The 24836-nt window shown below is 50.4% G+C and carries 24 protein-coding genes, 1 tRNA gene and 1 riboswitch; of the genes, 10 read left to right on the forward strand and 15 right to left on the reverse strand.

Translation table 11 applies throughout. From position 1 onward, the window contains the following. Positions 1-28 precede the first annotated feature (28 nt). Together rpoD and P2G88_RS17595 are read left to right on the forward strand one after the other, a co-directional pair. Positions 29-1870, forward strand: coding sequence for an RNA polymerase sigma factor RpoD (gene rpoD / locus P2G88_RS17590; protein WP_275798392.1), 1842 nt, complete (start codon positions 29-31; stop codon positions 1868-1870). Between the two features lie 252 nt (positions 1871-2122). Further along, positions 2123-2554 carry a hypothetical protein gene (locus tag P2G88_RS17595; RefSeq protein WP_275798394.1) on the forward strand — a complete coding sequence of 144 codons (432 nt, stop codon included), beginning with the start codon at positions 2123-2125 and terminating at the stop codon, positions 2552-2554. A gap of 42 nt (positions 2555-2596) precedes the next feature. Here the strand turns inward: P2G88_RS17595 and argS are convergent, their stop codons facing one another. The 13 genes from argS to P2G88_RS17660 form a co-directional block, all read right to left on the reverse strand. Further along, positions 2597-4345 carry an arginine--tRNA ligase gene (argS, locus tag P2G88_RS17600; protein WP_275798398.1) on the reverse strand — a complete coding sequence of 583 codons (1749 nt, stop codon included), beginning with the start codon at positions 4343-4345 and terminating at the stop codon, positions 2597-2599. A gap of 24 nt (positions 4346-4369) precedes the next feature. After that, positions 4370-5956 (reverse strand): peptide chain release factor 3, encoded by a 1587-nt coding sequence (gene prfC, locus P2G88_RS17605; protein WP_275798400.1) that lies wholly within the window; start codon positions 5954-5956, stop codon positions 4370-4372. A gap of 148 nt (positions 5957-6104) precedes the next feature. After that, complete coding sequence (locus P2G88_RS17610; protein ID WP_275798403.1) at positions 6105-7139, reverse strand: prolyl oligopeptidase family serine peptidase; 1035 nt, start codon at positions 7137-7139, stop codon at positions 6105-6107. A 46-nt stretch (positions 7140-7185) separates the two neighbouring features. Further along, positions 7186-7626: a ribosomal protein S18-alanine N-acetyltransferase gene (rimI, locus tag P2G88_RS17615; protein WP_275798406.1), complete on the reverse strand. Its 441-nt coding sequence runs from the start codon at positions 7624-7626 to the stop codon at positions 7186-7188. Further along, a complete protein-coding gene (locus tag P2G88_RS17620) occupies positions 7620-7973 on the reverse strand; it encodes a hypothetical protein (RefSeq protein WP_275798408.1) in 354 nt (117 codons plus the stop codon). The genes rimI and P2G88_RS17620 overlap by 7 nt, the downstream gene beginning before the upstream one ends. Positions 7974-8236: 263 nt before the next feature. Beyond that, positions 8237-8313, reverse strand: a tRNA-Trp gene (locus P2G88_RS17625). A 95-nt stretch (positions 8314-8408) separates the two neighbouring features. Then, a complete protein-coding gene (locus tag P2G88_RS17630) occupies positions 8409-9191 on the reverse strand; it encodes a phosphotransferase (protein WP_275798410.1) in 783 nt (260 codons plus the stop codon). Continuing rightward, positions 9181-9795, reverse strand: a complete 615-nt coding sequence (pnuC, locus tag P2G88_RS17635; protein ID WP_275798412.1) for a nicotinamide riboside transporter PnuC — start codon at positions 9793-9795, stop codon at positions 9181-9183. Before pnuC ends, P2G88_RS17630 begins: the two co-directional genes overlap by 11 nt. After that, positions 9795-10052 (reverse strand): hypothetical protein, encoded by a 258-nt coding sequence (locus P2G88_RS17640; protein WP_275798414.1) that lies wholly within the window; start codon positions 10050-10052, stop codon positions 9795-9797. The genes pnuC and P2G88_RS17640 overlap by 1 nt, the downstream gene beginning before the upstream one ends. A 12-nt stretch (positions 10053-10064) precedes the next feature. Next, positions 10065-12134 (reverse strand): TonB-dependent receptor, encoded by a 2070-nt coding sequence (locus tag P2G88_RS17645; RefSeq protein WP_275798416.1) that lies wholly within the window; start codon positions 12132-12134, stop codon positions 10065-10067. A 79-nt stretch (positions 12135-12213) separates the two neighbouring features. Next, a riboswitch (TPP riboswitch) is annotated at positions 12214-12335 on the reverse strand. A 64-nt stretch (positions 12336-12399) separates the two neighbouring features. After that, positions 12400-13128 carry a transporter substrate-binding domain-containing protein gene (locus tag P2G88_RS17650; protein ID WP_275798418.1) on the reverse strand — a complete coding sequence of 243 codons (729 nt, stop codon included), beginning with the start codon at positions 13126-13128 and terminating at the stop codon, positions 12400-12402. Between the two features lie 67 nt (positions 13129-13195). Beyond that, entirely contained in the window at positions 13196-13795 is a 600-nt protein-coding gene (locus P2G88_RS17655) for a DUF502 domain-containing protein (protein ID WP_275798420.1), read from the reverse strand. Between the two features lie 74 nt (positions 13796-13869). Then, entirely contained in the window at positions 13870-14736 is an 867-nt protein-coding gene (locus tag P2G88_RS17660) for an MBL fold metallo-hydrolase (protein WP_275798422.1), read from the reverse strand. 95 nt (positions 14737-14831) lie between these two features. Here P2G88_RS17660 and P2G88_RS17665 point away from each other — a divergent pair, with 95 nt between their 5' ends. The 7 genes from P2G88_RS17665 to P2G88_RS17695 all read left to right on the forward strand — a co-directional run bounded on the left by P2G88_RS17665 (position 14832) and on the right by P2G88_RS17695 (position 21337). Next, entirely contained in the window at positions 14832-15584 is a 753-nt protein-coding gene (locus tag P2G88_RS17665) for a sulfite exporter TauE/SafE family protein (RefSeq protein WP_275798424.1), read from the forward strand. Further along, positions 15581-15982 (forward strand): rhodanese-like domain-containing protein, encoded by a 402-nt coding sequence (locus P2G88_RS17670; protein ID WP_275798426.1) that lies wholly within the window; start codon positions 15581-15583, stop codon positions 15980-15982. The genes P2G88_RS17665 and P2G88_RS17670 overlap by 4 nt, the downstream gene beginning before the upstream one ends. Positions 15983-16115: 133 nt before the next feature. Continuing rightward, entirely contained in the window at positions 16116-18653 is a 2538-nt protein-coding gene (locus P2G88_RS17675) for an MMPL family transporter (RefSeq protein ID WP_275798428.1), read from the forward strand. Positions 18654-18694: 41 nt separating this feature from the next. After that, positions 18695-19465 carry an outer membrane lipoprotein-sorting protein gene (locus P2G88_RS17680; RefSeq protein ID WP_275798447.1) on the forward strand — a complete coding sequence of 257 codons (771 nt, stop codon included), beginning with the start codon at positions 18695-18697 and terminating at the stop codon, positions 19463-19465. Between the two features lie 3 nt (positions 19466-19468). After that, the gene (locus P2G88_RS17685; protein ID WP_275798430.1) at positions 19469-20746 is read left to right on the forward strand and encodes a DUF1302 family protein; all 1278 of its coding nucleotides are present in this window, start codon (positions 19469-19471) and stop codon (positions 20744-20746) included. A gap of 12 nt (positions 20747-20758) precedes the next feature. Then, the gene (locus tag P2G88_RS17690; protein ID WP_275798432.1) at positions 20759-20977 is read left to right on the forward strand and encodes a DUF2892 domain-containing protein; all 219 of its coding nucleotides are present in this window, start codon (positions 20759-20761) and stop codon (positions 20975-20977) included. A 57-nt stretch (positions 20978-21034) separates the two neighbouring features. Next, on the forward strand, positions 21035-21337 hold the full coding sequence (locus tag P2G88_RS17695) for a metalloregulator ArsR/SmtB family transcription factor (RefSeq protein ID WP_275798434.1): 303 nt from the start codon (positions 21035-21037) through the stop codon (positions 21335-21337). A gap of 26 nt (positions 21338-21363) precedes the next feature. On the opposite strand, the gene P2G88_RS17700 is transcribed toward P2G88_RS17695, so the two are convergent. Beyond that, on the reverse strand, positions 21364-21780 hold the full coding sequence (locus P2G88_RS17700) for a hotdog domain-containing protein (RefSeq protein ID WP_275798436.1): 417 nt from the start codon (positions 21778-21780) through the stop codon (positions 21364-21366). A gap of 71 nt (positions 21781-21851) precedes the next feature. On the opposite strand from P2G88_RS17700, the gene P2G88_RS17705 reads away from it, so the two are divergent. Beyond that, on the forward strand, positions 21852-23624 hold the full coding sequence (locus P2G88_RS17705; RefSeq protein WP_275798438.1) for a GNAT family N-acetyltransferase: 1773 nt from the start codon (positions 21852-21854) through the stop codon (positions 23622-23624). Here the strand turns inward: P2G88_RS17705 and P2G88_RS17710 are convergent. Then, a complete protein-coding gene (locus P2G88_RS17710) occupies positions 23621-24541 on the reverse strand; it encodes a DUF2785 domain-containing protein (RefSeq protein WP_275798441.1) in 921 nt (306 codons plus the stop codon). The genes P2G88_RS17705 and P2G88_RS17710 overlap by 4 nt on opposite strands. Positions 24542-24836 lie beyond the last annotated feature (295 nt).

The raw sequence follows: 24836 nt of genomic DNA on the forward strand, positions 1-24836 counted from the left end.
AACCCAGATTTTGAAGTGTGGAAGGTATATGGCGTCAAGTAAGCAGTCTCAGATTAAACTCCTCATTGCAAAAGGTAAAGAGCAAGGTTACCTCACCTTCTCCGAGGTCAATGACCACCTCCCACAGGATATCGTCGATTCAGATCAAATCGAAGACATCATCCGAATGATTAATGACATGGGTATCCAGGTGTTTGAATCAGCACCGGATTCCGATGAATTGTTGATGCAGGAGACCTCCACGGACGAAGATGCAGCCGAAGCTGCTGCGCAAGCCCTGGCGACGGTCGAAAGCGAAATTGGCCGCACCACAGACCCCGTACGCATGTACATGCGTGAGATGGGTACCGTTGAACTCTTGACCCGTGAAGGCGAAATCGACATTGCCAAGCGTATCGAAGAAGGTATCAACCAGGTACAGTGCTCTGTCGCCGAGTATCCTGAAGCCATCACCTATTTACTCGACCAGTGGGACCAATTCGAAGCCGAAGAAATTCGCTTAAGCGATATCGTGCTTGGTTTTATTGATCCTAACGAAACTGACGTTGCGCCAACTGCCACTCATATCGGCTCCGAACTCTCCCAGGAAGAACTGGATGATGAAGACGATGACGAAGATGAAGACGACGACGACTCATCCGATGATGATGGCGATAGCGGTGTCGACCCCGAGCTGGCCAGACAGAAGTTTGCCCTGCTTCGCGAGCAGTACTACAAGACTCGCGATGCGATAAACGCCAAGGGTCGTACCCACGCTGACGCCAAAACCGAAATTGCCGCGCTGAGCGAAGTATTTAAAGAATTCCGCCTGGTACCTAAGCAGTTTGACCGCATGGTGAAAAACATGCGTGGCATGATGGACAGAGTCCGTGTGCAAGAGCGCATTGTGATGAAGCATTGCGTCATGAATGCCAAGATGCCCAAGAAGGACTTTATCAAGGCTTTCGCCGGTAACGAGACCAATACATCCTGGCTGGAAAAACTGCTGGCTTCCAGCAAGCCTTGGGCTGTATCCCTGGCAGATTACAAAGAAGAGCTTGAACGCTGCGTAGCCAAGATGAACCAGGTGGAAGAAGAAACCGGTTTATCTATTGCTGACATTAAAGACATCAACCGTCGTATGAGCATCGGTGAAGCCAAGGCCCGCCGTGCCAAGAAAGAGATGGTGGAAGCCAACCTGCGTCTGGTTATCTCTATTGCCAAGAAATACACCAACCGTGGTCTGCAATTCCTGGATCTGATTCAGGAAGGTAACATCGGCCTGATGAAGGCCGTAGATAAGTTCGAATATCGCCGCGGTTATAAGTTCTCCACTTACGCTACCTGGTGGATCCGTCAGGCCATTACCCGCTCGATTGCAGACCAGGCCCGTACCATCCGTATTCCGGTGCATATGATTGAGACCATTAACAAGCTCAACCGTATCAGCCGTCAGATGCTGCAGGAAATGGGACGTGAGCCTACGCCTGAAGAATTGGCCGAGCGTATGCTGATGCCTGAAGACAAGATCCGCAAGGTATTGAAGATAGCCAAAGAGCCTATCTCCATGGAAACCCCCATCGGTGATGATGAAGATTCGCATCTGGGCGACTTTATCGAGGACAACACCATTATCCAGCCTTTGGATTCTGCGACCTCGAGCAGCCTCAAGAATGCCACTCAGGAAGTATTGGCCGGCCTGACCGCTCGTGAAGCCAAGGTACTGCGTATGCGCTTCGGTATCGACATGAACACCGACCATACGCTGGAAGAGGTTGGTAAACAGTTTGACGTTACCCGTGAGCGTATTCGTCAGATCGAAGCCAAGGCCCTGCGTAAACTGCGCCACCCCAGTCGCTCAGAGCAGCTGCGTAGCTTCCTCGACGAGTAAGCAATTCAAGTCTCAAGAAGGCGCCCATCCGGCGCCTTTTTGTTTTTTGCCTGATTTTGCCAAAAAACATAAGCCTGGCTACGCTAAAAAGTACGTTGTAAATGACAACAACGTCTGAGGTTCGCTGGTAGTAGTTTTTTAGAGACAGCGTTAAAAAGTAAAAAACTGACTAAAAAGCCAGCAAAGGCTACCGATACAGAGGTAGTACCGAAGTAGATCATGTATCAACGGTTACCTGTAGGATGTCAGGCCATGTCATACAAAAATATTGAGTATCTTATGTCCGGGGCTTTTGAGTGGGTGAACGAGTGGGATCCCTTAAAAGGCGGACAATTTATCCATACCTCTCTCGACGGCGGTGAAATCAACCTGCGTGTCGGCGATATCTGCCATGATGGCATGTACTATCGCGCGCTGAAACTGATGCATATCGTTATTCCCGATGCCAAACGCGAGCTAGGACTCTATTCCTTCTTTATTCACCGCTTGGAAGACAAAGCCTATGGCTTTGGGGCTATCTGGCATGATCGGGTAGAAAACCACTTTCTTATCGAGCGGCATAGCCGCTATAAGCTCAAACGCCGTGGTAATTCATTTTACAAAATTCTGGGTGAGCCCCATCCCAAGCACCTCGCGGCAGGCATCTCCTGGCTACATCCGGTGATGGTGGGACATTTTCAATAACCACAAACACAAAGGGCGCCAAAGTGGCGCCCTTTTGGTTCATTACATCTTTTCCATGGTAGCAATACCAAGCACATCCAAACCGGACTGCATGGTTCTGGCAGTGAGGCTGGCCAGTTTCAGTCGGCTGTCACGGGCCTCTGCAGATACGCCATCCTTCAATATCGGACAGGCTTCATAGAAGCTCATAAACAAACTTGCTAATTCAAACAGATAGGTGCAAAGCACATGAGGTGTTGCTTCATTCACCACCTGTTCAAGGGCCTCCACATACTGCGCCAGCTTAACCGCCAAAGCGCGTTCTTGTGGGGCTTCAATCTCGATGGATTGCTGCAAGGCGGTCGGATTGACATCCGCTTTTCTGAAAATGCTCTGTACCCGGGTAAAGGCATATTGCAGATAAGGCGCGGTATTGCCCTCAAAGCTCAGCATGGCGTCCCAACTAAAGATATAGTCGGTAGTGCGATTCTTACTGAGATCAGCATATTTGACTGCACCGATGCCTACCTTGCGGGCCACTTCAATACGCTCTTCGGGCGATAGTTCAGAGTCACGCCCGGCAATCAGTGCGGTAGCGCGTTCAATTGCCTCATCCAAAAGCTCAGCCAGCTTTACCGTGCCGCCGGTACGGGTCTTAAAGGGCTTACCGTCGCTACCCAGCATCATGCCAAAGGGGCAATGCTCATAACTGGTTTCATTGCGCAAATAGCCGGCCTTGCGTCCCACCAGTTCTGCCTGTCTGAAATGCAGTGCCTGACGCGCATCGGTGAAGATCAAAATACGATCGGCACCCAGTTTAAAAGAACGGTAACGCATGGCCGCCAAATCGGTGGTGGAGTATAGGAAACCGCCACCTGATTTCTGTACGATAAAGACGGCCGGCTTGCCTTCTTTATCCGCCATTTCTTCCAGGAACACCACTTGGGCGCCCTGATCTTCAACAGCAATGCCCTTGTCCTTGAGTTCGGCAACTATGCCGGCCAAGTCGGCGTTGTAGGCACTCTCACCCATGATGTCATCACGGGTCAGGGTGACGTCCAGCTTTGCGTAGACTTCCTCACTGTGAGCGATGGAAACATCGATAAACTTATGCCACAGAGCCATGCACTCGCTGTTGCCACTTTGCAAACGCACCACATATTCACGGGCGCGATCGGCAAAGCCATGCTCGTTATCAAAACGCACCTTGGCTTCGCGGTAGAAATCTTCCAAGTCAGACAGGGCAGTTTCCGCTACTTCACGGGCTGCCAGTTTGTCACTTAAATGGGCCAGCAACATACCAAACTGTGTGCCCCAGTCGCCCATATGATTCTGACGGATCACTTTGTGACCCATAAACTCCAGGGCGCGCACCACCGCATCACCGATGATAGTAGAGCGCAGATGGCCAACGTGCATTTCTTTAGCCAGGTTGGGCGAAGAGTAGTCCACCACCACGGTTTGCATGGGCTGAAGATCAATGCCCAAACGGGCATCGGTGGATGCCATTTCCAGGTGCGCAGCCAACCACTTGGCAGAAAGATGAATATTAATAAAACCGGGGCCGGCCACTTCCAGTTTGTCAGCGATGCCGTCAAGTTCTACCGCTTTAACCAATTGCTCGGCCACGTCTCTGGGCTTGGCTTTGAGTAACTTGGCCAGCGCCATGGCGCCATTAAACTGATAATCGCCGAATTCCGGACGAGTACTGCGGGTCAGCGGTGCCGGAGAATCTTCTGGTGCGCCAATCTGAATAAGGGCAGCCTTAAATTTATCCAACAGTAAACTGTGCAAATTGCTTGTGCTTGTCATCGAAATGGATCCTTCTCTATGCCCTTAGTGTTCGCGTGTCTTATGGAACTTCACATCGGGGTGGCGTTCTTGTGCCAGCGACAGGTTAACCATGGTCGGTGCGATGTAGGTCAGGTTATCGCCACCATCCAGGGCCAGGTTGGCCTCGGCCTTGCGGCGAAACTCATCCAGCTTCTTGGCATCCTGGCAGTATACCCAACGTGCAGTTGATACATTCACGGCCTCGTAAATGGCATCGACGTTATACTCTGACTTAAGCCTTGCCACTACCACATCAAACTGCAGTGCTCCCACCGCGCCAACAATAAGGTCGTTGTTCATAAGCGGTCTGAAGACCTGCACCGCGCCCTCTTCGGCGAGCTGGATCAGCCCTTTTTGCAATTGCTTCATCTTCAGCGGATCGCGAAGGCGGATACGCTTAAAGAGTTCCGGCGCAAAGTTGGGAATACCGGTGAACTTCAACTTCTCACCTTCGGTAAAGGTATCGCCAATCTGTATCGAACCGTGGTTGTGCAGGCCAATAATATCGCCAGCGTACGCTTCTTCCACTGCCTCCCGGTCACCTGCCATAAAGGTCAAGGCGTCGGAGATGCGTACATCCTTACCAATACGGGTTTGAAACAGCTTCATACCCTTTTCATATTTGCCGGACACGATACGGCAAAAGGCAATGCGGTCCCGGTGTTTGGGATCCATGTTGGCCTGAATTTTAAACACGAAGCCAGTGAATTTCTCTTCTTCAGCAGAAACGGTACGATCGTCCGTTTCGCGGCCCTGCGGACGGGGAGCCCATTGCACTAATCCATCAAGCATATGGTCCACACCGAAGTTGCCCAAGGCGGTACCGAAGAATACCGGTGTCAGTTCACCTTTGAGGAATTCATCCAGGTCGAACTCATGGGAAGCACCTTGCACCAGTTCCAGCATATCGCGCAGTTCTTGCGCATAACTGCCCACGGCCTGATCAAGTTCCGGATTATCCAGCCCTTTAATAATCCTTACATCCTGGATGGTGTGGCCCATACCGGTTCTATACAGGATCGTCTCATCACGCAGCAGATGATAAACCCCTTTAAACTCTTTACCGCAACCAATGGGCCAGGTAATGGGCGCGCATTTGATCTTAAGAACGTCTTCCACTTCATCGAGCAGCTCAATGGGATCGCGGATATCCCGGTCAAGCTTGTTCATAAAGGTCAGAATGGGCGTGTCACGCAAACGAGTGACCTCCATCAGTTTGATGGTGCGATCCTCAACACCCTTGGCTGAGTCAATAACCATCAAGCAGGCATCCACTGCTGTCAGAGTACGGTAGGTATCCTCCGAGAAATCTTCGTGTCCAGGGGTGTCCAACAGATTAACCAGGCTATCGCGGTAGGGGAATTGCATTACCGAGGTGGTCACCGAGATACCACGCTCTTTTTCCATTTCCATCCAGTCAGACTTGGCGTGTTGTCCGGATTTTTTACCCTTTACCGTACCGGCTTTTTGCAAAGCCTGTCCGAATAGCAGCACCTTTTCGGTGATGGTGGTTTTACCGGCGTCCGGGTGCGAAATGATCGCAAAAGTGCGACGTTTATTCAGTTCTTCAAGATATGCTTTACTGGCCACGATATTCTCAGTGTCTGCGCCCACCATCGCCCCATTTGCGGCTGATGGCAGAAATAAAAAGTTCGGTATTTCAAGGGCGCGGATTGTAGCGAAAATATCCACTAAAGTCGCCCCTCAAAACATGAGGTTCTGGTGGCAAATTAAGAAATCAAAGGGTGCGGGTGAACCAGTCAGCCAGCTCTTTTACCAGCGCTTGCCGATTACGGGTCAAACCATGGTCATCGCCTGGATAGACCACCAACTTATGTTCACGCTGCAAAGACTCAAGTTTCTCTGCCATACGTAGCGAGTGCTCAACCGATACGCGTGTATCTTCACTGCCATGAACCAGTAAAATGGGTATTGCAGGAAACTGCTCCATCCAGGCAATGGCAGAACGTGCGTTAAGTTGTCCCTCTTTGTCATGTTCGTAATTGGGTATCCTGGCTTTCAACACCTTTTCCATCTCAGGGCGCTGCGCTAAGGCCAGCAACAAGTCTGTTGGAGCAGCGATGGTGGCCATGGACTTGAAAATGGGCTGTTGCTTAACTGCCAGATAGGACTGCATACCGCCACGACTTGAGCCAAGAATACCGACTCGTTGTAAATCAGCCTGTGGCATTTTTTCTGCTACGGATATCAGGGCAAGCACATCCAGTACATCAGCCCCGCCAAATTCATCGTTAACGTCATTTGATAACTTATCAGTAGCCTTCTGCTTCGATTTCGGCCAATGCGTGCCACCGCGATAATCGCTGGCCAACATCAAGAAGCCCTCTTCAGCTAAAGGAAACAAATTGCGCATCAAGTATCCGAAATTTAAGCTGCCATAGAGTCCGTTTCCGCCGCGGTTATACAGCAGTACCGGCAGTATTTCGTTTGGCTTCGCCTTGGGCGCTACTGAATATCCTCGCACCAACACGTCGTCCACCAAGTAATTAAATACCTGACAGTCCAATTGCTTTTGGTAGTTTTCGAAGCTCTCTTTGGGAAACAGTTGCTTGAATTTATGCAGCCGTTTTTGGTTGCTTGCCTCCCCTTTACCTATCATCTGCAACCATTTGTCGTAGCTCTCGAAAGGCCCCGAAAAACAGTCCCATTGCTTGAGGATTTTTGCAGAAGGGAGCGATGAGTCAGTTTCCATAGCTGCACTGCAGGGCAGCACCAAAAACGAAAAGCAGAGGGCAATTAGAGGTCCTTTCATATGAATTCCTTGTTTTAGCGTTAAGCTACTTTCATCTATCTTATTGTCACGGCGACAACTTCATAATCATTGCATCTTCGCGGCCATCTGGACTGGGATAGTAGCCTTTTCTGGTCTCGATTAGGTTAAATCCATATTGTTTATACAGGTGTATGGCCGGTTTATTGGAGGCTCTGACTTCCAGCCAAATGTCCTGGATACCCTTTTTCTTGCACTGTTGCAGGAAATGCTCAAGCAGGGGCCGTGACAATCCTTTATTACGAAAGTGTGGTCCAAGACCAATATCCATCAACGTGCCTTCATCCAGAACCTGCAAGCCCACATAAAAGCCCGCTAACTGCCTATTTTCCAGCATTTGCCAGGCAAAATACTGTCCATCCAGGCAACTGGCGAAGGTACTTCTCGACCAGGGGTAGGCATGGCAGGCGCATTGCAATTCGAAGGCGCCGGCAAAATTGTTGCTGTTAAGCTGCGAAAAGCTTAACAAAGCTGTTGCCAAAGGCTTTGCCATAATTGTCGTTTTAATGCAGGAGAGGCTTGTAATGCTTCAGGGGACGGAGCGCTTAAAATCCCATCGCAAAAGGCAACAACGTCCGCCTGCTGCCATTTGAATCCATCCGGCTCACCGACTGCCAGATAGATATCTTGCCACATTGGCTCTTGTTGGTTTATCCAAATCGCTTGTGCAGGTTTTTCCACTGGCGTTGCTTTTACGGCAACGGGTTCTTCCGCCAATTCCCGTGGCGTAGTCTCCTTTGTGGGTGTGCGCAACTGCCATTGGCTGATGCCAATTTCAGTGAGGATGGCTTGTTGGTAAGGTGAGAGGGACTTCATGGGGAGGGAGAATAGCATAGGTTTGGGGAATTTCTGAGGGGGAATTTCTGGATTTGATCGCTTAGTTGTTATAGGCGGAGGGACGGGATTACTCCGGGCTGTCCCTGCCCTGCGCCCTTCGGGCCATCGCCGGACGGCGGCGATGTTCAAATTCGCTCCTGGCGAATTTGTCGAACCGTGGGGGTTCTCACCCTCCGCCCCTATCGAGCGTTCTTTAGGCAATTAAAAAGCCTGCGACTGGGCAGGCTTTCTTTGGAATTTTGTGGCAGGGGCGGAGGGATTCGAACCCCCAACCGTCGGTTTTGGAGACCGCTGTTCTACCAATTGGAACTACGCCCCTGCAATGGAGGCAGAATTATACTCATGGGGGGGTAAAGGTAAAGCAAATTTACGGTTACTCTGCACGACTGAGCAATTGTTGAACAGCCTCGTTACTTAAGCCCGCCATTGTTGCTGTGCCACCTGATACCACAGTCGGCTTGTCAGCTCAGCAAGCGGCATCATTAATTCAAAATCTGCCATTACTGTCTCAGCAGCCAAATCACGTTGCACTGCATAGTCGCGACATAGATGTTCACTCTCCACCCGGCTTAAACCATTCACCAGCGCACAAGAGGCCAGGTCAAAGACCGGATCAGATTGTGCTGCATATTCCCAATCCAGCGTCATTTTTTCCGAGGAAAGACAAACATGGCCCATGGATAAATCATGGTGGCAAAAGGTGAGCTTGGGGCGCTGCTGCCAAATCTCACTGAGTTTTTGCACTTCTGACAGGGTTTGACTGTCGGCACGGCCGAGCTGTCGTAAATAGCCCTTCCAATCGGCAATCAATTCCAGTGGAGCACATTGGATGGGTAAGTTGTGAATATGGGCAAGACGGGTTGCCAGAACATGAATACGAGCTCGGCTGCTGAGTTGGCTTTGCGACAAATCTTCAACATTGATCCACTGCTCCAATGAAAACTGATTGTCTTTACCTAAATAGAGCGGCCGAGGTGCAAAACCATTATCTGCCAGCCTGGTCTGCAACTGGAAAAGGGCTGCGCGATCTAACTTTGACGGCCCTTTTTCAGCAAAACATTTGAGAAAGTAACTTTGTCCCTGGCTGTTGAGACGAAAGTTCTGGTTAATAGCGCCGGCCCTGACCGGAATAAGCTCAAAATCAGTATCCAGCCAGGGCAGAGCTGCAAGCTCGCGGTGAACGCTTTCAGGCAGCATCCAGGGCTCCCTGCTGCTGCATGGCGGTTCGCCATTTCAAGAAGCCATACAGGGCAAAGCCGAGATAACCAACAAACAGCAGGCCGGTCAGGTAAAGGCCACTTTGCCAATACAAATAAGCGGCAGCGGCATCGATCACTATCCAATACAGCCAGTTTTCCAACACTTTTTGTGTCACCAGGTAAGTGGTAAATAAACTAAACACGGTTACCAGCGCATCAAGATGGAGATATTGGCTGTTAAACATGCCTTCCATCCCCGCCGCCAACGACCAAGACACAAAACATAAACCGACAATGGCTGGCAAGTGAAAGCCTATGCCACGCACCTGGACTTTATCTTCATGCTGCTCTGCCATGGCATTCCAATGCCACCAGCCATATAGCGCCATCATCAGATAGTACAGGTTTAGCAGGGATTGCAAGGGGAGTGCATGCTCCCAGAATAGCCAGGTGTAAATAGCCGTGCTGACCAGTGCGCATGCCCAGCAGGCAATGTGTTGCCTGGCCGCCAGCCACACATAGGCCAGCGCCAGGATCACCGCAACCACTTCCCAGGGGCTTTGGCTGGCCCATTGCTGGGCCAGGGTCTCGAGCAATGTCATCAGCGTCCTGAGCCCATGGCATCACCATTAAGAAATTTGCACACAAAAATGGCCTGGCCAATTTCCTGATGGCTGCGTTGCATCTCTTCTGCCAATAACTTCATGGTAGGCAAGTACTCACCAACAACCCTGGTACTGGTAGCATTAGTTTCTACCTCCAGCTCCGGATACTGATTCAAACGTGCAATAAAGTCCTCAATGGGCGCAATGTATTTATCGGCCAAAGGATAAAGCGAGATCTCTGCTACCAATTTCATGCGGCCTCCTGCTTAAAATCTGTATTGTGCGCTGACGCCCAGTTGCCGACCATCACCCAATTGATAATAAGGCTTGGGCGTTTCATAAAACTCCCGGGGGTCATTATTAAAGCCACCAAAACCGCGCACCTGATATTCTTTGTCCAACAAGTTGCGCCCCCATAAAGACAATGACCAGTCGGCTAACTGATAAGATACGCGCGAATGCAATAAAACATAAGCATCGGAGCGCTCATTATGGCCATCTGAGAAGAAGTGCTCGTCCTTGGCATCCGCCTCAAGATGCCAATGCCAGTCCGCACCCAGGGCCCAATCGAAACCCAGATTGGCTGTATAACGGGGCGATTGCGCTTGATCCCGTTTCTGAATCACTTCACCTTTGGCATTTTCATAGCCCTCGAAGGTAGCTCTTAACCAACCAAGGTTGGCAAACAAGGCAAAATCGGGAGTAAGCTGCCACTGGCTTTCCAGTTCAAGTCCATAATTGGTGCCATTATCAGCATTGTCGATGACATCAACAAAATCGGCAGTACCATCCTCTCGGATAAGCACATCGAAATCACTGATTTGGGTGTCTTTGCGCTCCATGTAAAACACCGCCAGACGCAAGGTTCCCAAGCCATCGAACAAACTGCCCTTCACCCCGGTTTCATAGTTCCAGCTGTATTCCGGGTCGAACAAACGCTTGTCCTCAGAGATACGTTCATCAGGATTAAAGCCGCTGGCCTTATAGCCCCGGGATACGCCAAGGTACACCATGGCTTGCTCCGCAACATTGTGATCCAGCACCAGTTTGCCGCCGACAATGGTATCTTCTAATGACTCGGCAAAGCCGCTGTTATCCTGATAGCGGATATCGATACTATCTACCCGAACGCCGGCGGTGAGGCGGGTATCTTCTGATAATTGGGTAAAGGTATTGATATAAAGTGCCTGGCTTTGTGGCTCATAATGGCTACTAAAGTCGCTGTCGGCATAGGTGTATTGGCGCTGTAACTCCTCATCGGTTTGCTTGGCATAGATACCTATCACCCAATCGGTCTTACCATTAAACCAACGGCTGTACTCGTTGGACTGTGCGCGGATTTCCAGGCTTTGGCTTTGCCTGTCACGGAAATAGGCATCGAATGAACTGTACTCCCACGGATGGAAACCCACATAGGTCCAGTCTTCGTCATAACCATAAGCCAAATCCGAATCGCTGGCAGCGGCAATCAGCTTTAAAGAACCCCAGCCCAGTCGCCAATCTGCTTTAAAACTCAAAGCATGGGTTTTCTGGCGATCGAAGCCTGGTTCATCCGAGCGCGTGCGCCTGTCATTATCCAGCGAAAAGGCATCATAGCCATTGTCGATATCAAAATACTGGTAGCTGAGATCCAGCGTGAGATGGTCACTGGCCAGATACTTCAGTTTTAACCTGGAAGTCAGTTCGTCCAGATTGTTGGTGTCGTCGCGATGCAGATAAATATTGTCGATGAATCCATCGCTTTTAAATTGCTGCGCCGCCACCCGGAAAAACAGCTTATCAGTCAGGGCAGAGCCAGTGGCGACGCCCGCACTCCAGGTATTTTGTTCGGCCAGGCTCAGGTTAATCTGATTCGTCTGATTGGCATTGGCTTCCACTGTTTTAATCTTGATAGCACCCGCTAGGGCATTGGCACCAAACTCAGTGGCCTGAGGTCCCTTTAAAACTTCCACCTGCTCAACATCAAACAAGGTGGCGGCACCGGCTATGCCAGAGAGGTCCACATCATCAACAAAGAACCCCACGGATGGGTTGATAGGCTCGGCAAACTGACTACGCTCGCCAATGCCTCGGATCTGAAAGAAGCGGCCTCGGGAGGCACCGGCATTGACGTTGACATTGGGCGCCGCCCCTAGGATCTGGTCCAGGGTTTGGGCCTGACGTTCCGTAATTTGCTGTTGTGAAATAACCGACACGCTGGCGGGCAGGTTTTGTAAGCTCTGCCCACTGAAATCGGCGCTGACCAGAATATGTTCGATACTGGCAGCGTCATCAGCCAGCGCTGGCAAACAAGCCAGGCCGATACAAAGGGAAAGGGTTTTCTTGGTAATTTTCATTGGATCTTCTCGTCACTGCATGAAGATCCGGCTGTTCGGCAGGTCAATGGGGACGTTGCGGGTGCTTGGGAATTGTTCCTGGAGCGGCCCTTACCATTCCTACGCCGGCATTATCCGGATCAGGTATAAGGGTTCCCCGCCATCTGTTACAACTTCTGCACAGTGAAGGATCTCAGCCTTGCGGCACCCCTTGGTTTCTCGAGCGCCGTTAGGCGATCGGCGCGGATTGTAACAAGCTTGCAACAGAGTGCAAGTTGCTTTGGGTCTAGAATATACTCTTTTGCGCCAATCGCTGATATGCATCTTGCAAGCGCTCCACCAATTCAGGCGATGAGCCTTTGCTCAAAGCCATGTAATGGGCAATGGTGAATGCCGCATTGCTTTTCTTAAATAGACCAATATCCACGCCAAGATTATTGGCATGCAGCGCTAAATTCTGATCAGAGAGTAAGATAAGGTCTACACGCTTTTTCAAAAGCATTTGCAAAAGCTCATCCCCTCCCAGCACGGCATAATAGTTTTTTGGCGGATAGCCCTCTACCTGCAGATATTCATGGAAGTAGGTGTCTCGTAAAACGGCAATGCTGTAGGGGCCGGAGGGGGAAATCTTATCTACCTCAATGTGCTCATCTTTTAATTGGTAAAAAAACATCTCTTCCTCCTCGTTGACCACTGGACCAATCCAATGAAACAAGGATTCTCGTTTCGGCGTCCTGCCGATACTGACAATCATGGTGTTAGGTTGTGTTAACAGGGTCTGATAAACCCTTGGCCAGGGCAGAATGTCCAGTTCATATTGCAGCTTGGCCTCTGCGAGCAGCTTTCGAAGCTTTTCATAGTATGGGCCTTGGTACTGTCCCCGCTGCTTGAATAAAAGAGGAGGAATATCATTATTAACAACGTGGATATGCTCTATCTCCCTCTCCTGAGCGACACTCACCAGGCAAAACAACAGCAGGCAAAGGATGAGGGGAGGAACCAAGCTTTTAATCACTCTGTGACCAGCATAATGTCGACGTCAAAACCCTGAGTCTAGCAAGGAATCAAGCCATAGGTCTTTGTCATCCGTTTCTCTTACGGGATTCGCGGGTGGATGATTGACGTATATGACCGGTCAATACCTGCTGCATCGCTTGTTGCACCGGCATATCGAGGGGCTCGCAGCGATCTCGCGGCAAGTATAGTAAGTGCCCACCCACCTGATAGCTTAGTGGCAGGTAGACGGCGATAATGTCTTCGCCCATACCCATGTTAACTTGCTCATTGGTGACAAAGCCGATCATGCGGATATCTTCATGTAAGGTCACCAACACCACCTTTTGCAGCTCCCCTTGTCCTTCACCTCCCAAGAGGCGCAGGATATCTTTGCTACTGCCATAAAGGGTTTTTACCAGCGGGATGCGCTCCAGCAGGCTTTCCATAAAACAGAACAGATGCTTGATTAGGTAAGCCTGTACCAACAGACCCAGAAGAAAAATCAGCACCAGACCAAAAACCAACCCCATACCGGTGACATACCAACCTTGCGGCAATATAAACTGAAGGGGCTGGCTTAACAGAGATTCAGACCAGTTAAAAAACCAATACAGCGCACCAAAGGTGATGGCCAGAGGAAGGGCAAACAATAAGCCGCGGGTAAAAGCTTGGCTAACGGACGACATGGGCGACTCTCAAAGATTTGGGAGCCGCACCATATCACTGTGTGATGACAGGAAAAAGATCAGATACCAATAAATCAGCTGTCCAGCCTGTTAATAGGCAATTTCAGATAGACCACTCCATTTGTCTCCGGCGCAGGCCAGTGTCCGGCACGAATATTAACCTGCAAGCTGGGTATAATCAGCTTAGGCATGTCCAGCGTCTTATCGCGGCTTTCACGTTTTTGTACAAAGTCCTGCTCCAGGGTGTCCGCCTTGATATGGATATTGGCTTTTTTATGCTCCCGTACCGTTGCCACATAAGCCATCTCCCTGCCGCCCGGCTGATAGTCATGGCACACATGAATACGTACATCATCCCCCAGGGCATAGAGCTTCTGCACAGACTGAAAGAGCGTACGTGCACTACCGCCGGGAAAGTCACATCGCGCCGTGCCGGCATCAGGCATAAACAGGCTATCGCCTACAAAGGCATTGCCGTCAATCACATAGCTCAGGCTATCGTTGGTATGGCCTGGGGTTGCTAAAACCCTGCCCTCAATCTGGCCCAGACTGAAGCTATCCCCTTCTTCAAACAGATGATCGAAATCCCGGCCATCGGTATTAAGGCTGTCGCCCAGATTAAAAATATCCTGAAAGGTGCTTTGTACCTGCGTGATGCCACAGCCAATCGCAATCTGTCCGCCGAGCCTGGCTTTGACATGCTGAGCACCGGTCAGATGATCAGCATGGGCATGGGTTTCCAGAATCCACTTGAGATGCAGTTTGGTGGCCAGCACATATTCAATAACTTGGTCAGCAAAGCTGGTACCGCTTCGCCCAGAGGCACCGTCAAAATCCAGCACTGGATCAATAACCGCGGCCTCCAGGGTCAGCGGGTCGTGGATCACATAGGTTAAGGTGGAGGTCTGTGTATGAAAAAAAGCACGCACCTGTAAATTCATTTGACACCCCTGGCTAATAACACGCCTTGTAATTTAGCAATTAACGAAATAAGATACAACCATCAGTTATAACTTATTCTTCTTTGTATAGAACCATGATTTGGCTACTACTCGCCGCCATCGGTATCGGACTGAGCCTGGGTATATTTGGCTCTGGTGGCTCGGTGTTGACTCTGCCGGTACTGGTCTATCTGGCCGCACAGGAACCCAAGCAGGCCATTAGCGGCGCCTTGCTGGTCGTAGCACTGATTAGCCTTGCCAGCCTGTTGCCAAAGCATACTCGTGAGCAAATCGCCTGGCAAAAAGCCCTGCAGTTGGGCTTGCCCGGTCTGGCCGGGGCTTATCTTGGGGTCTGGTTGTCCACTTACTTATCAGGCACGGCTCAACTTATCCTCTTCGCCATCCTGATGTTAGGTGCAAGTTTGAATATGTGGCGCGGCGCAAAGGAAAATATCCCGGTCGCCAAGGTCGATAGCCATTTAGCTATTTATCCCATCGGCTTGTTGGTAGGCCTGCTTACCGGCCTGACCGGCGTCGGTGGTGGATTCCTATTGTTGCCTGCCCTGATGCGATTTGCTGATCTGAGCTTTTTCCGGGCGCGCGCGACCAGTTTGCTGCTAATAGCGGCCAATGCCCTGCTCGGTTTTGTAAAAAGCTGGGCATTGTTGCCGATGCCGCTGGACTGGTCCTTACTGACCCTGATAGCCGCTACCGGCATTGTGGGCAGCCTGACCGGTCAGTTTGTTACCAAAAACTGGCCGGTAGCAAGGCTAAGAAAAGGATTTGCCCTATTCTTATTGCTATTGGCCATTGCCATTATTCTCAACAACCTATTGGAGGCCTTATGATCAAATCCGCCGTGCAGCTTATTGCCGAAGCCAAAAGAAAAATCAGCGAAGTGCAGGTTACTGATTTGGAGGCGCAACTGGCACACCAAATCGTGATCCTGGATGTCAGAGAGCCCGATGAATTCAGACAGGGCTTTATTCCGGGCGCCGTCAACCTGCCAAGAGGTATGCTGGAAATGAATCTGGCTAATCTCCCTCAGGTAAAAGGGGCAGAGACACCATTGGAAGAACTGGCGCAGATGGATGTGTATCTGTATTGCCGAAGCGGTGCTCGCTCGGCGCTGGCTACAGAATCCATGATGCGTATGGGTTTTACCAGGGTTTACTCTGTCGATGGTGGGTTTGAAGCCTGGAAGAAGGCCGACCTGCGCATTGAACTGCCCGGATTTGCCAACTAGCAAAAACCTTATACCCCCAGTTACTGTTGATCACCTTTTACTTTAGATAAAATCGAATCAAACATGACAGGGGTAATTTTTTAGACTATATTTCGCATTATTCTAATTTAGGCTATTTGATAATGAGGAATTCATGAGCTCGAAGCTGGTTGACCGACTTCTAGACTTGTCAATCAACAGGCGCCGTTGGGTTTACTGGGGATTACTGATCATCACCCTGGCCTTCGTCGCCCAATTGCCGCACATTCAGATCGACACCGATCCAGAGAACATGCTGCTGGCCGACAACCCTGCACGGGTTTTTCATAATCAGGCCAAACAGACTTTTGCCATGCATGACGCCATTGTGGTCGGGGTGGTCAATCAACAAGGGATCTACAATCCACAGACTCTGGCGGCGCTGATTGCCCAAACCGATTACGCCAGTCAATTGGATGGCGTGATCCCGGCTGACATGATGTCGCTGGCCAACGTGGACAATATCAGCCAGGGGGAGCCCGGCACTATCCGCTTTGAGTGGATGATGAAAACGCCTCCGGCCGATATCACCCAAGCCAAGCTGATCGAAGAAAATATCCGTCGCTTACCGATGCTCTTGAACACGCTGGTGTCAGAGGATGGTAAGGCCGCCGCACTCTATGTGCCCATAAAGGATAAAAACCAAAGCTATGCCATTGCCAAGGCACTGGATAGCCATATTCAAACCCTGGACAGTCAGGATGAATGGCATATTACCGGATTACCGGTGGCCGAAGATCGCTTCGGCTATGAGATGTTTGTACAGATGGGGATCAGTGCGCCGCTGGCCGGCCTGACCATCTTTGTGCTGCTGTTTGTGTTCTTCCGTAACGTGCCCTTTATCGCTGCCCCCATGATCCTGGCCATGGCCACGGTACTGATTACCATGGGCCTGTTAATTGGCATGGGCTTCACCGTACATATCATGTCCTCCATGATCGCTATCTTCCTGATGCCCATTGCGGTGGTGGACTCGGTGCATATTCTTTCTGAGTTTGCCGACCGTTACCGTCAAAACGGTGATGCCAAAGCGGTGATCCGTCAGGTCATGGGGCATTTGTTTACACCCATGCTGTTTACCTCCATCACCTCAACGGTAGGATTTTTATCGCTGATGCTCACCCCCATTCCACCGGTACAGATTTTCGGTGCCTTTGTGGGTTTCGGTATTATGTTGGCGTTCGCCCTGACTGTGGTTTTTATTCCTGCCTACTTATCAGGTCTGAGCCCCAAAACCCTGGAGAAATTCAGCAGCTCATTACCTGACGAGAGCAAGTCATGGTTAACCCCTGCCCTATATCGCTTGGGTAAACTGGCCAATAGCCACGCCAGGCTGTGGCTGCTGGGATTTGCTGGTCTTTTTGCGGTGTCGGTCTATGGCATCAGTCTGATTCAGATAAACGACAACCCGGTGCGTTGGTTTAAGGCCGATCATGAGCTGCGTATTGCCGACAAGGTGCTGAACAGCCATTTTGCCGGTACCTATAACGCCTTTTTGGTGCTCAAAGACAGCAACGACTGGCAAGCAGAGGTGCAACAGACGCTGCAAGACACGGCGCCGCGCTTAAGTGCAGACAGCCAGGCATTCCTGCAAACGCAGCATGAGGCGCTCTCCCAAGGACAGAGCCTGACTGAACTGGTGCTGGCATTGGATGATTACAGTTTTAACGCCGCCGGCAAAGACAGCGAGGTATTGCTTGAGCTGATTAGCACGCTGGAAACACTGCAAAGCCAGAGCAAAACCTTCCTCTCGCCAGAGATGCTGAACTACATGGTGCGCCTGCAAGACCACCTGGCTTCCACCGGATTGGTAGGGAAATCCAATAGCCTGGCTGATATCGTCAAAACCGTAAACCGTGAGCTCTTCTCTGGCAAAGACGAAGATTTCTGTCTTCCAGGCAGCAGCGACGCGATAGCCCAAACCCTGTTGCAGTATCAGTCTTCGCACAGGCCTCAGGATCTGTGGCACTTTGTTACCCCCGACTACCGTCAAAGCCTGATTTGGTTACAACTGACCAGCGGAGATAACCAGGATATGACTGCGGTGATGGACAAAGTGGCTGATTATCTGGATGCCAATCCCCTGCCACCAGGCCTGACCATGGATTGGGCCGGCAAGGCCTACCTGAACGTGATTTGGCAAAAAGAGATGGTGGCCGGCATGTTGAATAGTCTGATCAGCGCCTTTGTTACGGTGATGCTGATGATGATGCTGCTGTTCCGCTCTTTCTGGTTCGGTCTGCTGGCTATGCTGCCGCTGACCCTGACCATCAGCTTTATCTACGGCCTGATTGGCCTGGTGGGTAAAGACTATGATATGCCGATCGCCGTGCTTTCCGCGCTGACCCTGGGCTTATCGGTAGACTTTGCCATCCACTTTATCGAGCGCCTGCGCGCAACCTACGCCCAATACCGGGATTGGCACAAAACCCTGGAGGTCATGTTCGAGGAGCCGGCACGCGCCATTTCCCGCAATGCCATTGTGATTGCCATGGGCTTTACCCCGCTGCTGTTCGCACCGCTAGTGCCTTACATCACAGTAGGGGTGTTTTTGGCCAGCATCATGGCCATATCCGCACTGGTCACCCTGCTGGTGCTGCCATCCGCCATGACCTTGCTCAAATCCCGTTTGTTTAAGACCAACGCCGCTTAGGAGCTGTATTGATGAAACGCCAAATTCGATTAGCTTTACTGATGACGCTGCCGACAATTTTTGCCGGCACTGCAATGGCCCAAATGAGTGCCACAGAGATTGTTAAAAAGGCCGAGCTTGCCGCCTACTACGCCGGTGATGACGGCAGAAGCGCGGCTCGTATGCTAATTACCGATGCCCAGGGTCGCAAGCAGATGCGCCAGTTTATTATCCTGCGTAAAGACCAGTCCGATGGTGGCAGTCAGGACATGCTGGTGTTTTTCTCTCGCCCTGCGGATGTTAAAGACACCGTTTTTCGGGTGGTTAAACATACCGATAAGGATGATGATCGCTGGCTGTACCTGCCCGGGCTGGATCTGGTCAAACGCATCTCCGCCGGGGACAAGCGTACCTCTTTCGTAGGCTCGCATTTCTTCTATGAGGATGTGTCAGGCCGTAATACCGAGCAGGACAACTTTACCCTGCTAAGCGAAACCGATAGCGCCTATGTGCTGGAGGGTAAACCCAAGGATCCTAGCTCGGTGGAATTTACCCGCTATGAAGTAACTATCGACAAAGAGAATTTTCTGCCTACTCAGATCCGCTTTTTTAATGCCCAGGATCAGGAGTACCGGCATGTTGAGGCTCTGAAGATTGAAACCATTCAGGGCCACCCCACCGTGACCCATTCCAAAGTTGAAGATCTGATCAATGGCGGCAGCACGGAAATGCAGTTTCGCTTTATCAGTTATGACCTGGGCCTGCCCGAGGATATTTTCACCGAACGCAGTCTGCGCACACCGCCCCGTCAGTGGCTGGATCTGAAGGACTAGTCCATGAAGAAACAGGCCTTGTGGCTGGCTGTAGCTGCCAGCCTCACCATCCTACCGGCGTTAGCCCAAGATAATGAGGATTGGGGCGATGATGAATGGGATCTTGAAGCGCCTTCATCGGCCCTGCCTTTTACCGGTTTCGCCGAGTTAGCAATAGGCAACCGGGTGGTAGGGACAGATCTGAATGACGCTCTCACACTGGGAGATGCCAGAATACGACTGGAACGTCAGGAACAGTTTGGACAAGTGCACGTGGATGCCAAGGTAGATGGCCGATATGATGCCGTGCTTGAAGATTGGCAAGGGCAAATACGAGAGCTCAGTGCTCAATTCAGCTTAACCGATAAGTTGGATGTGAAAGCCGGCAGACAGATCCTTACCTGGGGCACCGGAGACTATCTGTTTTTAAACGATCTCTTCCCCAAGGACTGGCAATCGTTTTTTGCCGGACGTGACGATGAGTATTTAAAGGCACCGTCCGATGCCTTAAAGCTGTCTTGGTATGCGGATGTGGTCAACGTCAATCTGGTGTGGACCCCAAAATTCGATCCGGACAACTACTTAACCGGGGAATACTTTTCCTTTTTTAATCCCGCGGCCGGGCAGTTGGTTGCTCCCAATCCGCCCTTAAGCGCCAAGGCACCAAACTCCGATGAATGGGCGCTGCGCCTGTTTAAAACCTTAGGCAGCACAGAGCTGGCATTTTACGGTTATGAAGGCTTTTACAAACGCCCCATTGCCGCCGATGAATTCGGTATGCCCACGTTCAGTCGCATGCGTGCCATGGGAGCATCGGTGCGCCTGCCATGGGGGCCGGGATTGTTTAATGCAGAAACCGCTTACCATGCCAGCTTGGATGATAAAGACGGTATTCTGGCCAATATCCCCAATAGCCAATGGCTGTTCTTATTAGGTTATGAGCGCGAGCTGGTGACCCGTTTGACCGGTGCTTTCCAGTTCTATCTGGAGCACACTCAGGATCATGATTTGCTACTCAGCAATTCGCCTGCGCCTCAGTGGGAAGCCGAGCAAAATCGCACCTTGCTGACTACCCGCCTGACCTGGCGCAACAGCACAGACGATTTAACCCTGTCGCTGTTTGCATTTTACTCCCCCACTGACAGTGATGCTTACTTACGCCCCAGCATTAACTACCGGTTGGACGATCATTGGCATATGAGTGGCGGATTGAATCTTTTTATGGGTGCTGATCAGCATACGTTTTTTGGTCAGCTGGAAGATAATAGCAACGGCTATCTGCGTGTCAGATACCATTTTTAATCGAGGTACATTATGAGTGTTGAAAGAGCCCTGACTGCCTTTGCAGGCTTTATGGTACTATTGTCGGTAGCACTGACAGTATGGGTACATCCCAATTTTGTCTGGTTTACTGTGTTTGTGGGCGCTAATCTGTTCCAACAGTCTTTCACCGGCTTCTGCCCTGCCACCATTATGATGCGCAAGTTTCTGGGGCTGAAAACCGAAGCTGAGTTGGCCCGCCAAGGTAAGTAGTTATAGGCCGCCGGGCATAAGGTCCGGCGCAGCCAACTGGCAAAAGCGAGTCTCATCATGAGCGATTTAGAACTTCAACAAGATCATGCCGCACAGGCTGCGGCATTCTTGCGTTCATTGGGCAATGAACACCGCTTGCAGATCCTCTGTCGCCTGGCCTTGGGCGAGATGAATGTGGGTGAACTGCATAAGCCTTTTGATTTAAGCCCGTCCTCTTTCTCTCAGCACCTGGCGGTTCTTCGTGAACAGGGCTTGGTGAAATGCCGTAAAGAGGCCCAGACCGTTTACTACAGCATCAAAGATCCGGATACACTCAAATTTATGCAGATGCTGAAAGATAAATTCTGCCCGGAGATGTAATCACAACCGGGCAAATTTCTCTTCAATCATTCCAGCATATTCAGGCTACGCAGCTCCTCGCGCGTCTGGTTTTCCATATCCTCCAGCGTTTTGCCATGCGGAATAGGCTTCTTGGTTTCAGGATCGACCCGCACAAAGACAATATCATCGGCATAGCAGATAGTTTTCTTGGTCGCCTTATTGCGCACCAGGCAAGACACCGTGATTGATGTACGCCCCACGGCTTTGGTGGCCAGACCAAACTCCACCACATCGCCTTGTACTGCGGGAGATTCAAAGCTGATCTCGCCGATATGCTTGGTCACCAGAAAGTTGGTTTCCAGCTGACAAATAGCATAAATGGCCGCTTCCTCGTCAATCCATTCCAGGGCACGTCCTCCGAACAACGCATTGGCATAATTAAGATCATTGGGCATTACCAGACGACGGGATAAAAAGCGCATTCGTATTCCTCATTAGGATTCAATAAACTACCGCTCTATTATACATCCTCCCCAAAAAGAGATAGCGACACTTGTCCCCACAACTAAATCAATGGCTTAAAGAACGCACAGCGTCTCCTATGCAGCGACAGTTGATGGTGATTAGCGGCGACCAGCAATGGTGCATTGCAGAGGCTAAAGACATTGCAGGCAGACTGGGGCTGGATAACTATCTTTGGGTTAGCAATGGTCAACCGGAAGCAATCCAGGCAAACCAGGCAAACCAGGCAAACCAGGCAAACCAGTTTCGCCAGCACTTGGGAAGAGAATACAAAGCGGTTGTTTACAACTGTTTCGATGGGCTTCGTGCCAGCGCCCTTGCTGCATTAAGTGGCACTGTGAAACAAACCGGCCTGATGATTTTGCTGACGCCGGAGTTGGCTGTTTGGCCTGAATACCAGGATCCACAAAAACCACAACGAATCTCCTATGGTTTCCTGGATAAGGCCACCCATAGCTATTTTGTCGACTGGTTAGTCAACCAAATTCAAACTGATCCGCATGTAGTACATTACAGTGCACAAGGTTTGAAAGGGATAAATGTCTCTCTGGCAACCGTCACCCCGTTTAGTCATCACAGTTGCAAAAGTGCAGAACAAGTTCAGGCCGTTGATGCGATCAGGAATGTGATTCGCCAAAGCTCCCCCTCTCCGTTGGTGTTAACTGCCGATCGGGGTCGCGGCAAGAGTTCGGCCCTTGGTATTGCGGCCGCATCTTTGATCGATGAAGGGAAGCATATACTGCTTTGTGCCCCAATAGTGGCTGCCGTAGAACAAGTGTTTATTCGTGCACTAGCATTATTGCCAAATCACCAACGTAGCAGATTGGAATTATCCTCTGGTGTCGGAAAGCTCTTTTTTCAGCCAATAGACAGGATATTGCTGGAGAAACCCGAAGCCGATATTTTGTTAGTGGATGAAGCCGCTGCGCTACCGGCTCCCCTTTTGCAAAAATTATGTGAGCACTATCCCCGTATCGTCTTTTCCACCACTATTCATGGCTACGAAGGCAGTGGTCGTGGTTTTGAGATCCGCTTTAAGCAGTACATACAAAAGCACTATTCCCATTTTAAACAACAGCACTTAAACCAACCCATTCGCTGGCAATCTGGCGATCCTCTTGAGCGCTTTTGGTTTGAAGCATTATTGATGACAGATTCAGGTTTCTCTAAGGCTAATCTGTCAGCAGGAGAATTAACTACACTTTCTCTCACTGGAGAACTGCTTAAGCAACACAAAGCATTACTTCATCAGGCCTTTGAGTTGATGATCAACGCCCATTACCAAACCACTCCTGACGATTTAGTAAGAATATTCGATGCTCCGGATCAGCACTTGCACTTACTGCTAGAGGACGGACAGGTTATTGCTGCTGCACAGATTAATCTGGAAGGGAGCAAGGCATTGGAAGAACTGGCCAATGATATTGTTGAGGGCAAACGCAGAGTTAAAGGGCACTTGCTACCACAGCGCCTTGGCTTCGTATTCAAACATACTGAACCAATAACACTGCGATACTGGCGTATTGTAAGAATCGCTGTGCAACCAGAGCGTCAGCAGCAGGGGCTGGGCTCCTTACTACTGGCAAAGATCGAAACCGATGCTAAATCCCAGGAAATCGACTTTCTCGGCAGCTCCTTCGCCGCCAGTGAAGATGTATTGGCTTTCTGGAAGAAGGCTCAATACCAGCTTGTTTATCAAGGTACTAAAAAAGATGCCTCCAGCGGCGAAGTGAGCGCATTGGTTTTGAAGTCATTATCAGCAGAGGCCGCGCTGAAACTCAAACAGCTGAAGCGCTGCCACTAAAACAAGCTGCGAATCTGCTGCTCAATCACAGGTTTAAATGGCAACAAACGCTCGTTTTTGGAAGTATCAATAAAGACATAAAGGCTAGTTAAGAAGCTCTTTATGTTATGCCTGTCGGCAAGCCCCTGTTGGCTGAAAAAGGCTTGTTGCCAACTTTTGAGCGGCGCTGGTTTTGAGATATTGACCAGCCATTCCTGCCAATTCTCCACTGCAATATCTTCACGCATCATGGCATAGAGGATGGGCATGGCCATCCTGTCCGGTTCGCCATAGATGTAGAAATGTGGCACAGTGGGTCGAAGTTGTTGTCTGATAGCCTCGCGGATTTCTAATACCTGAGACTGCGTGAGCACCGGGTTGGCCGTTAACTGCAGAAAGACATCCGCAGTGTGGGCGATACCGTGCCGCCATCCCAGACTGTCATCAAAACCGCGATAGTCGCGCAACCGGGAAAAATATTCGATTGAAGAACCTATCAGAGCCTGTCTTTGCATGTCTGAGAGAAAAGAATTGGTTCTGTCTGCAGCCGCCAACTCCGACATCACCAACATGGCAAAAGGTAAATAGACCCCATGTTGATCTTGCCTGTCGTTGCTAAGATCCGCCAGTAATGTGTAAAACAAAGCTAACTTGGTGGGTTGATCGAGTTTATCGCCACGAAGCCAGGTGAAATAAGCCTGGTAAGCAATTTCATCTCTGATCACTGGATCTGAAGAAGCCAGACAATCCCTAAGTTGCATGGCCAACTTACTTATGCCCTCTCCCTCCACTTCGAATTTGCTCTCTTTCAAATCCAGAAGGGCTTCACGGTCCCATGGCTTTTGCAGGCATTGCTCTCCCAACGCCGCTTCAGCCCAAGAAAAGGAAGACAGGACTTGAACGGCCAATACCACCAGTAGAACAACAAGTTGTTTCATAAAGATTTTCCCCAAAAACCTATGCCACTTTAGTAAACAACCTTAGTGAATTGAATTTAATTTAACTTTATTAGGACAGCACAGAGCCTGTTGAAATGATTGCGCTTAGTTATGGATTCGCGTTTACAACATATGACGGTTAGAGCTACGAGCTACGAGCTACGAGCTACGAGCTACGCGCTACGCGCTACGCAAGATTTTGATTAACTTAGATTTAGTGTCAACTTCTCACATGGGGGTGAAGGAGGACCGAATGTCCAGTGGACATTCGCAGCCGACTGAACGGGAGGCCTGG

The sequence above is a fragment of the Aliiglaciecola sp. CAU 1673 genome (assembly GCF_029223185.1).
Classification (GTDB): Bacteria; Pseudomonadota; Gammaproteobacteria; order Enterobacterales; family Alteromonadaceae; genus Bowmanella.

Bases quoted from the DNA above. Each gene is read 5' to 3' on its own strand.
- P2G88_RS17685 (WP_275798430.1), top strand. From the start codon at position 19,469: ATGAAGAAACAGGCCTTGTGGCTGGCTGTAGCTGCCAGCCTCACCATC.
- P2G88_RS17610 (WP_275798403.1), bottom strand. From the start codon at position 7,139: ATGAAAGGACCTCTAATTGCCCTCTGCTTTTCGTTTTTGGTGCTGCCC.
- P2G88_RS17660 (WP_275798422.1), bottom strand. From the start codon at position 14,736: ATGAATTTACAGGTGCGTGCTTTTTTTCATACACAGACCTCCACCTTA.
- P2G88_RS17645 (WP_275798416.1), bottom strand. From the start codon at position 12,134: ATGAAAATTACCAAGAAAACCCTTTCCCTTTGTATCGGCCTGGCTTGT.
- P2G88_RS17680 (WP_275798447.1), top strand. From the start codon at position 18,695: ATGACGCTGCCGACAATTTTTGCCGGCACTGCAATGGCCCAAATGAGT.
- P2G88_RS17675 (WP_275798428.1), top strand. From the start codon at position 16,116: ATGAGCTCGAAGCTGGTTGACCGACTTCTAGACTTGTCAATCAACAGG.
- P2G88_RS17695 (WP_275798434.1), top strand. From the start codon at position 21,035: ATGAGCGATTTAGAACTTCAACAAGATCATGCCGCACAGGCTGCGGCA.
- P2G88_RS17655 (WP_275798420.1), bottom strand. From the start codon at position 13,795: ATGTCGTCCGTTAGCCAAGCTTTTACCCGCGGCTTATTGTTTGCCCTT.
- P2G88_RS17670 (WP_275798426.1), top strand. From the start codon at position 15,581: ATGATCAAATCCGCCGTGCAGCTTATTGCCGAAGCCAAAAGAAAAATC.
- rpoD (WP_275798392.1), top strand. From the start codon at position 29: ATGGCGTCAAGTAAGCAGTCTCAGATTAAACTCCTCATTGCAAAAGGT.
- P2G88_RS17630 (WP_275798410.1), bottom strand. From the start codon at position 9,191: ATGCTGCCTGAAAGCGTTCACCGCGAGCTTGCAGCTCTGCCCTGGCTG.
- P2G88_RS17700 (WP_275798436.1), bottom strand. From the start codon at position 21,780: ATGCGCTTTTTATCCCGTCGTCTGGTAATGCCCAATGATCTTAATTAT.
- P2G88_RS17620 (WP_275798408.1), bottom strand. From the start codon at position 7,973: ATGAAGTCCCTCTCACCTTACCAACAAGCCATCCTCACTGAAATTGGC.
- argS (WP_275798398.1), bottom strand. From the start codon at position 4,345: ATGACAAGCACAAGCAATTTGCACAGTTTACTGTTGGATAAATTTAAG.
- P2G88_RS17710 (WP_275798441.1), bottom strand. From the start codon at position 24,541: ATGAAACAACTTGTTGTTCTACTGGTGGTATTGGCCGTTCAAGTCCTG.
- pnuC (WP_275798412.1), bottom strand. From the start codon at position 9,795: ATGACATTGCTCGAGACCCTGGCCCAGCAATGGGCCAGCCAAAGCCCC.
- P2G88_RS17595 (WP_275798394.1), top strand. From the start codon at position 2,123: ATGTCATACAAAAATATTGAGTATCTTATGTCCGGGGCTTTTGAGTGG.
- P2G88_RS17690 (WP_275798432.1), top strand. From the start codon at position 20,759: ATGAGTGTTGAAAGAGCCCTGACTGCCTTTGCAGGCTTTATGGTACTA.
- P2G88_RS17640 (WP_275798414.1), bottom strand. From the start codon at position 10,052: ATGAAATTGGTAGCAGAGATCTCGCTTTATCCTTTGGCCGATAAATAC.
- P2G88_RS17665 (WP_275798424.1), top strand. From the start codon at position 14,832: ATGATTTGGCTACTACTCGCCGCCATCGGTATCGGACTGAGCCTGGGT.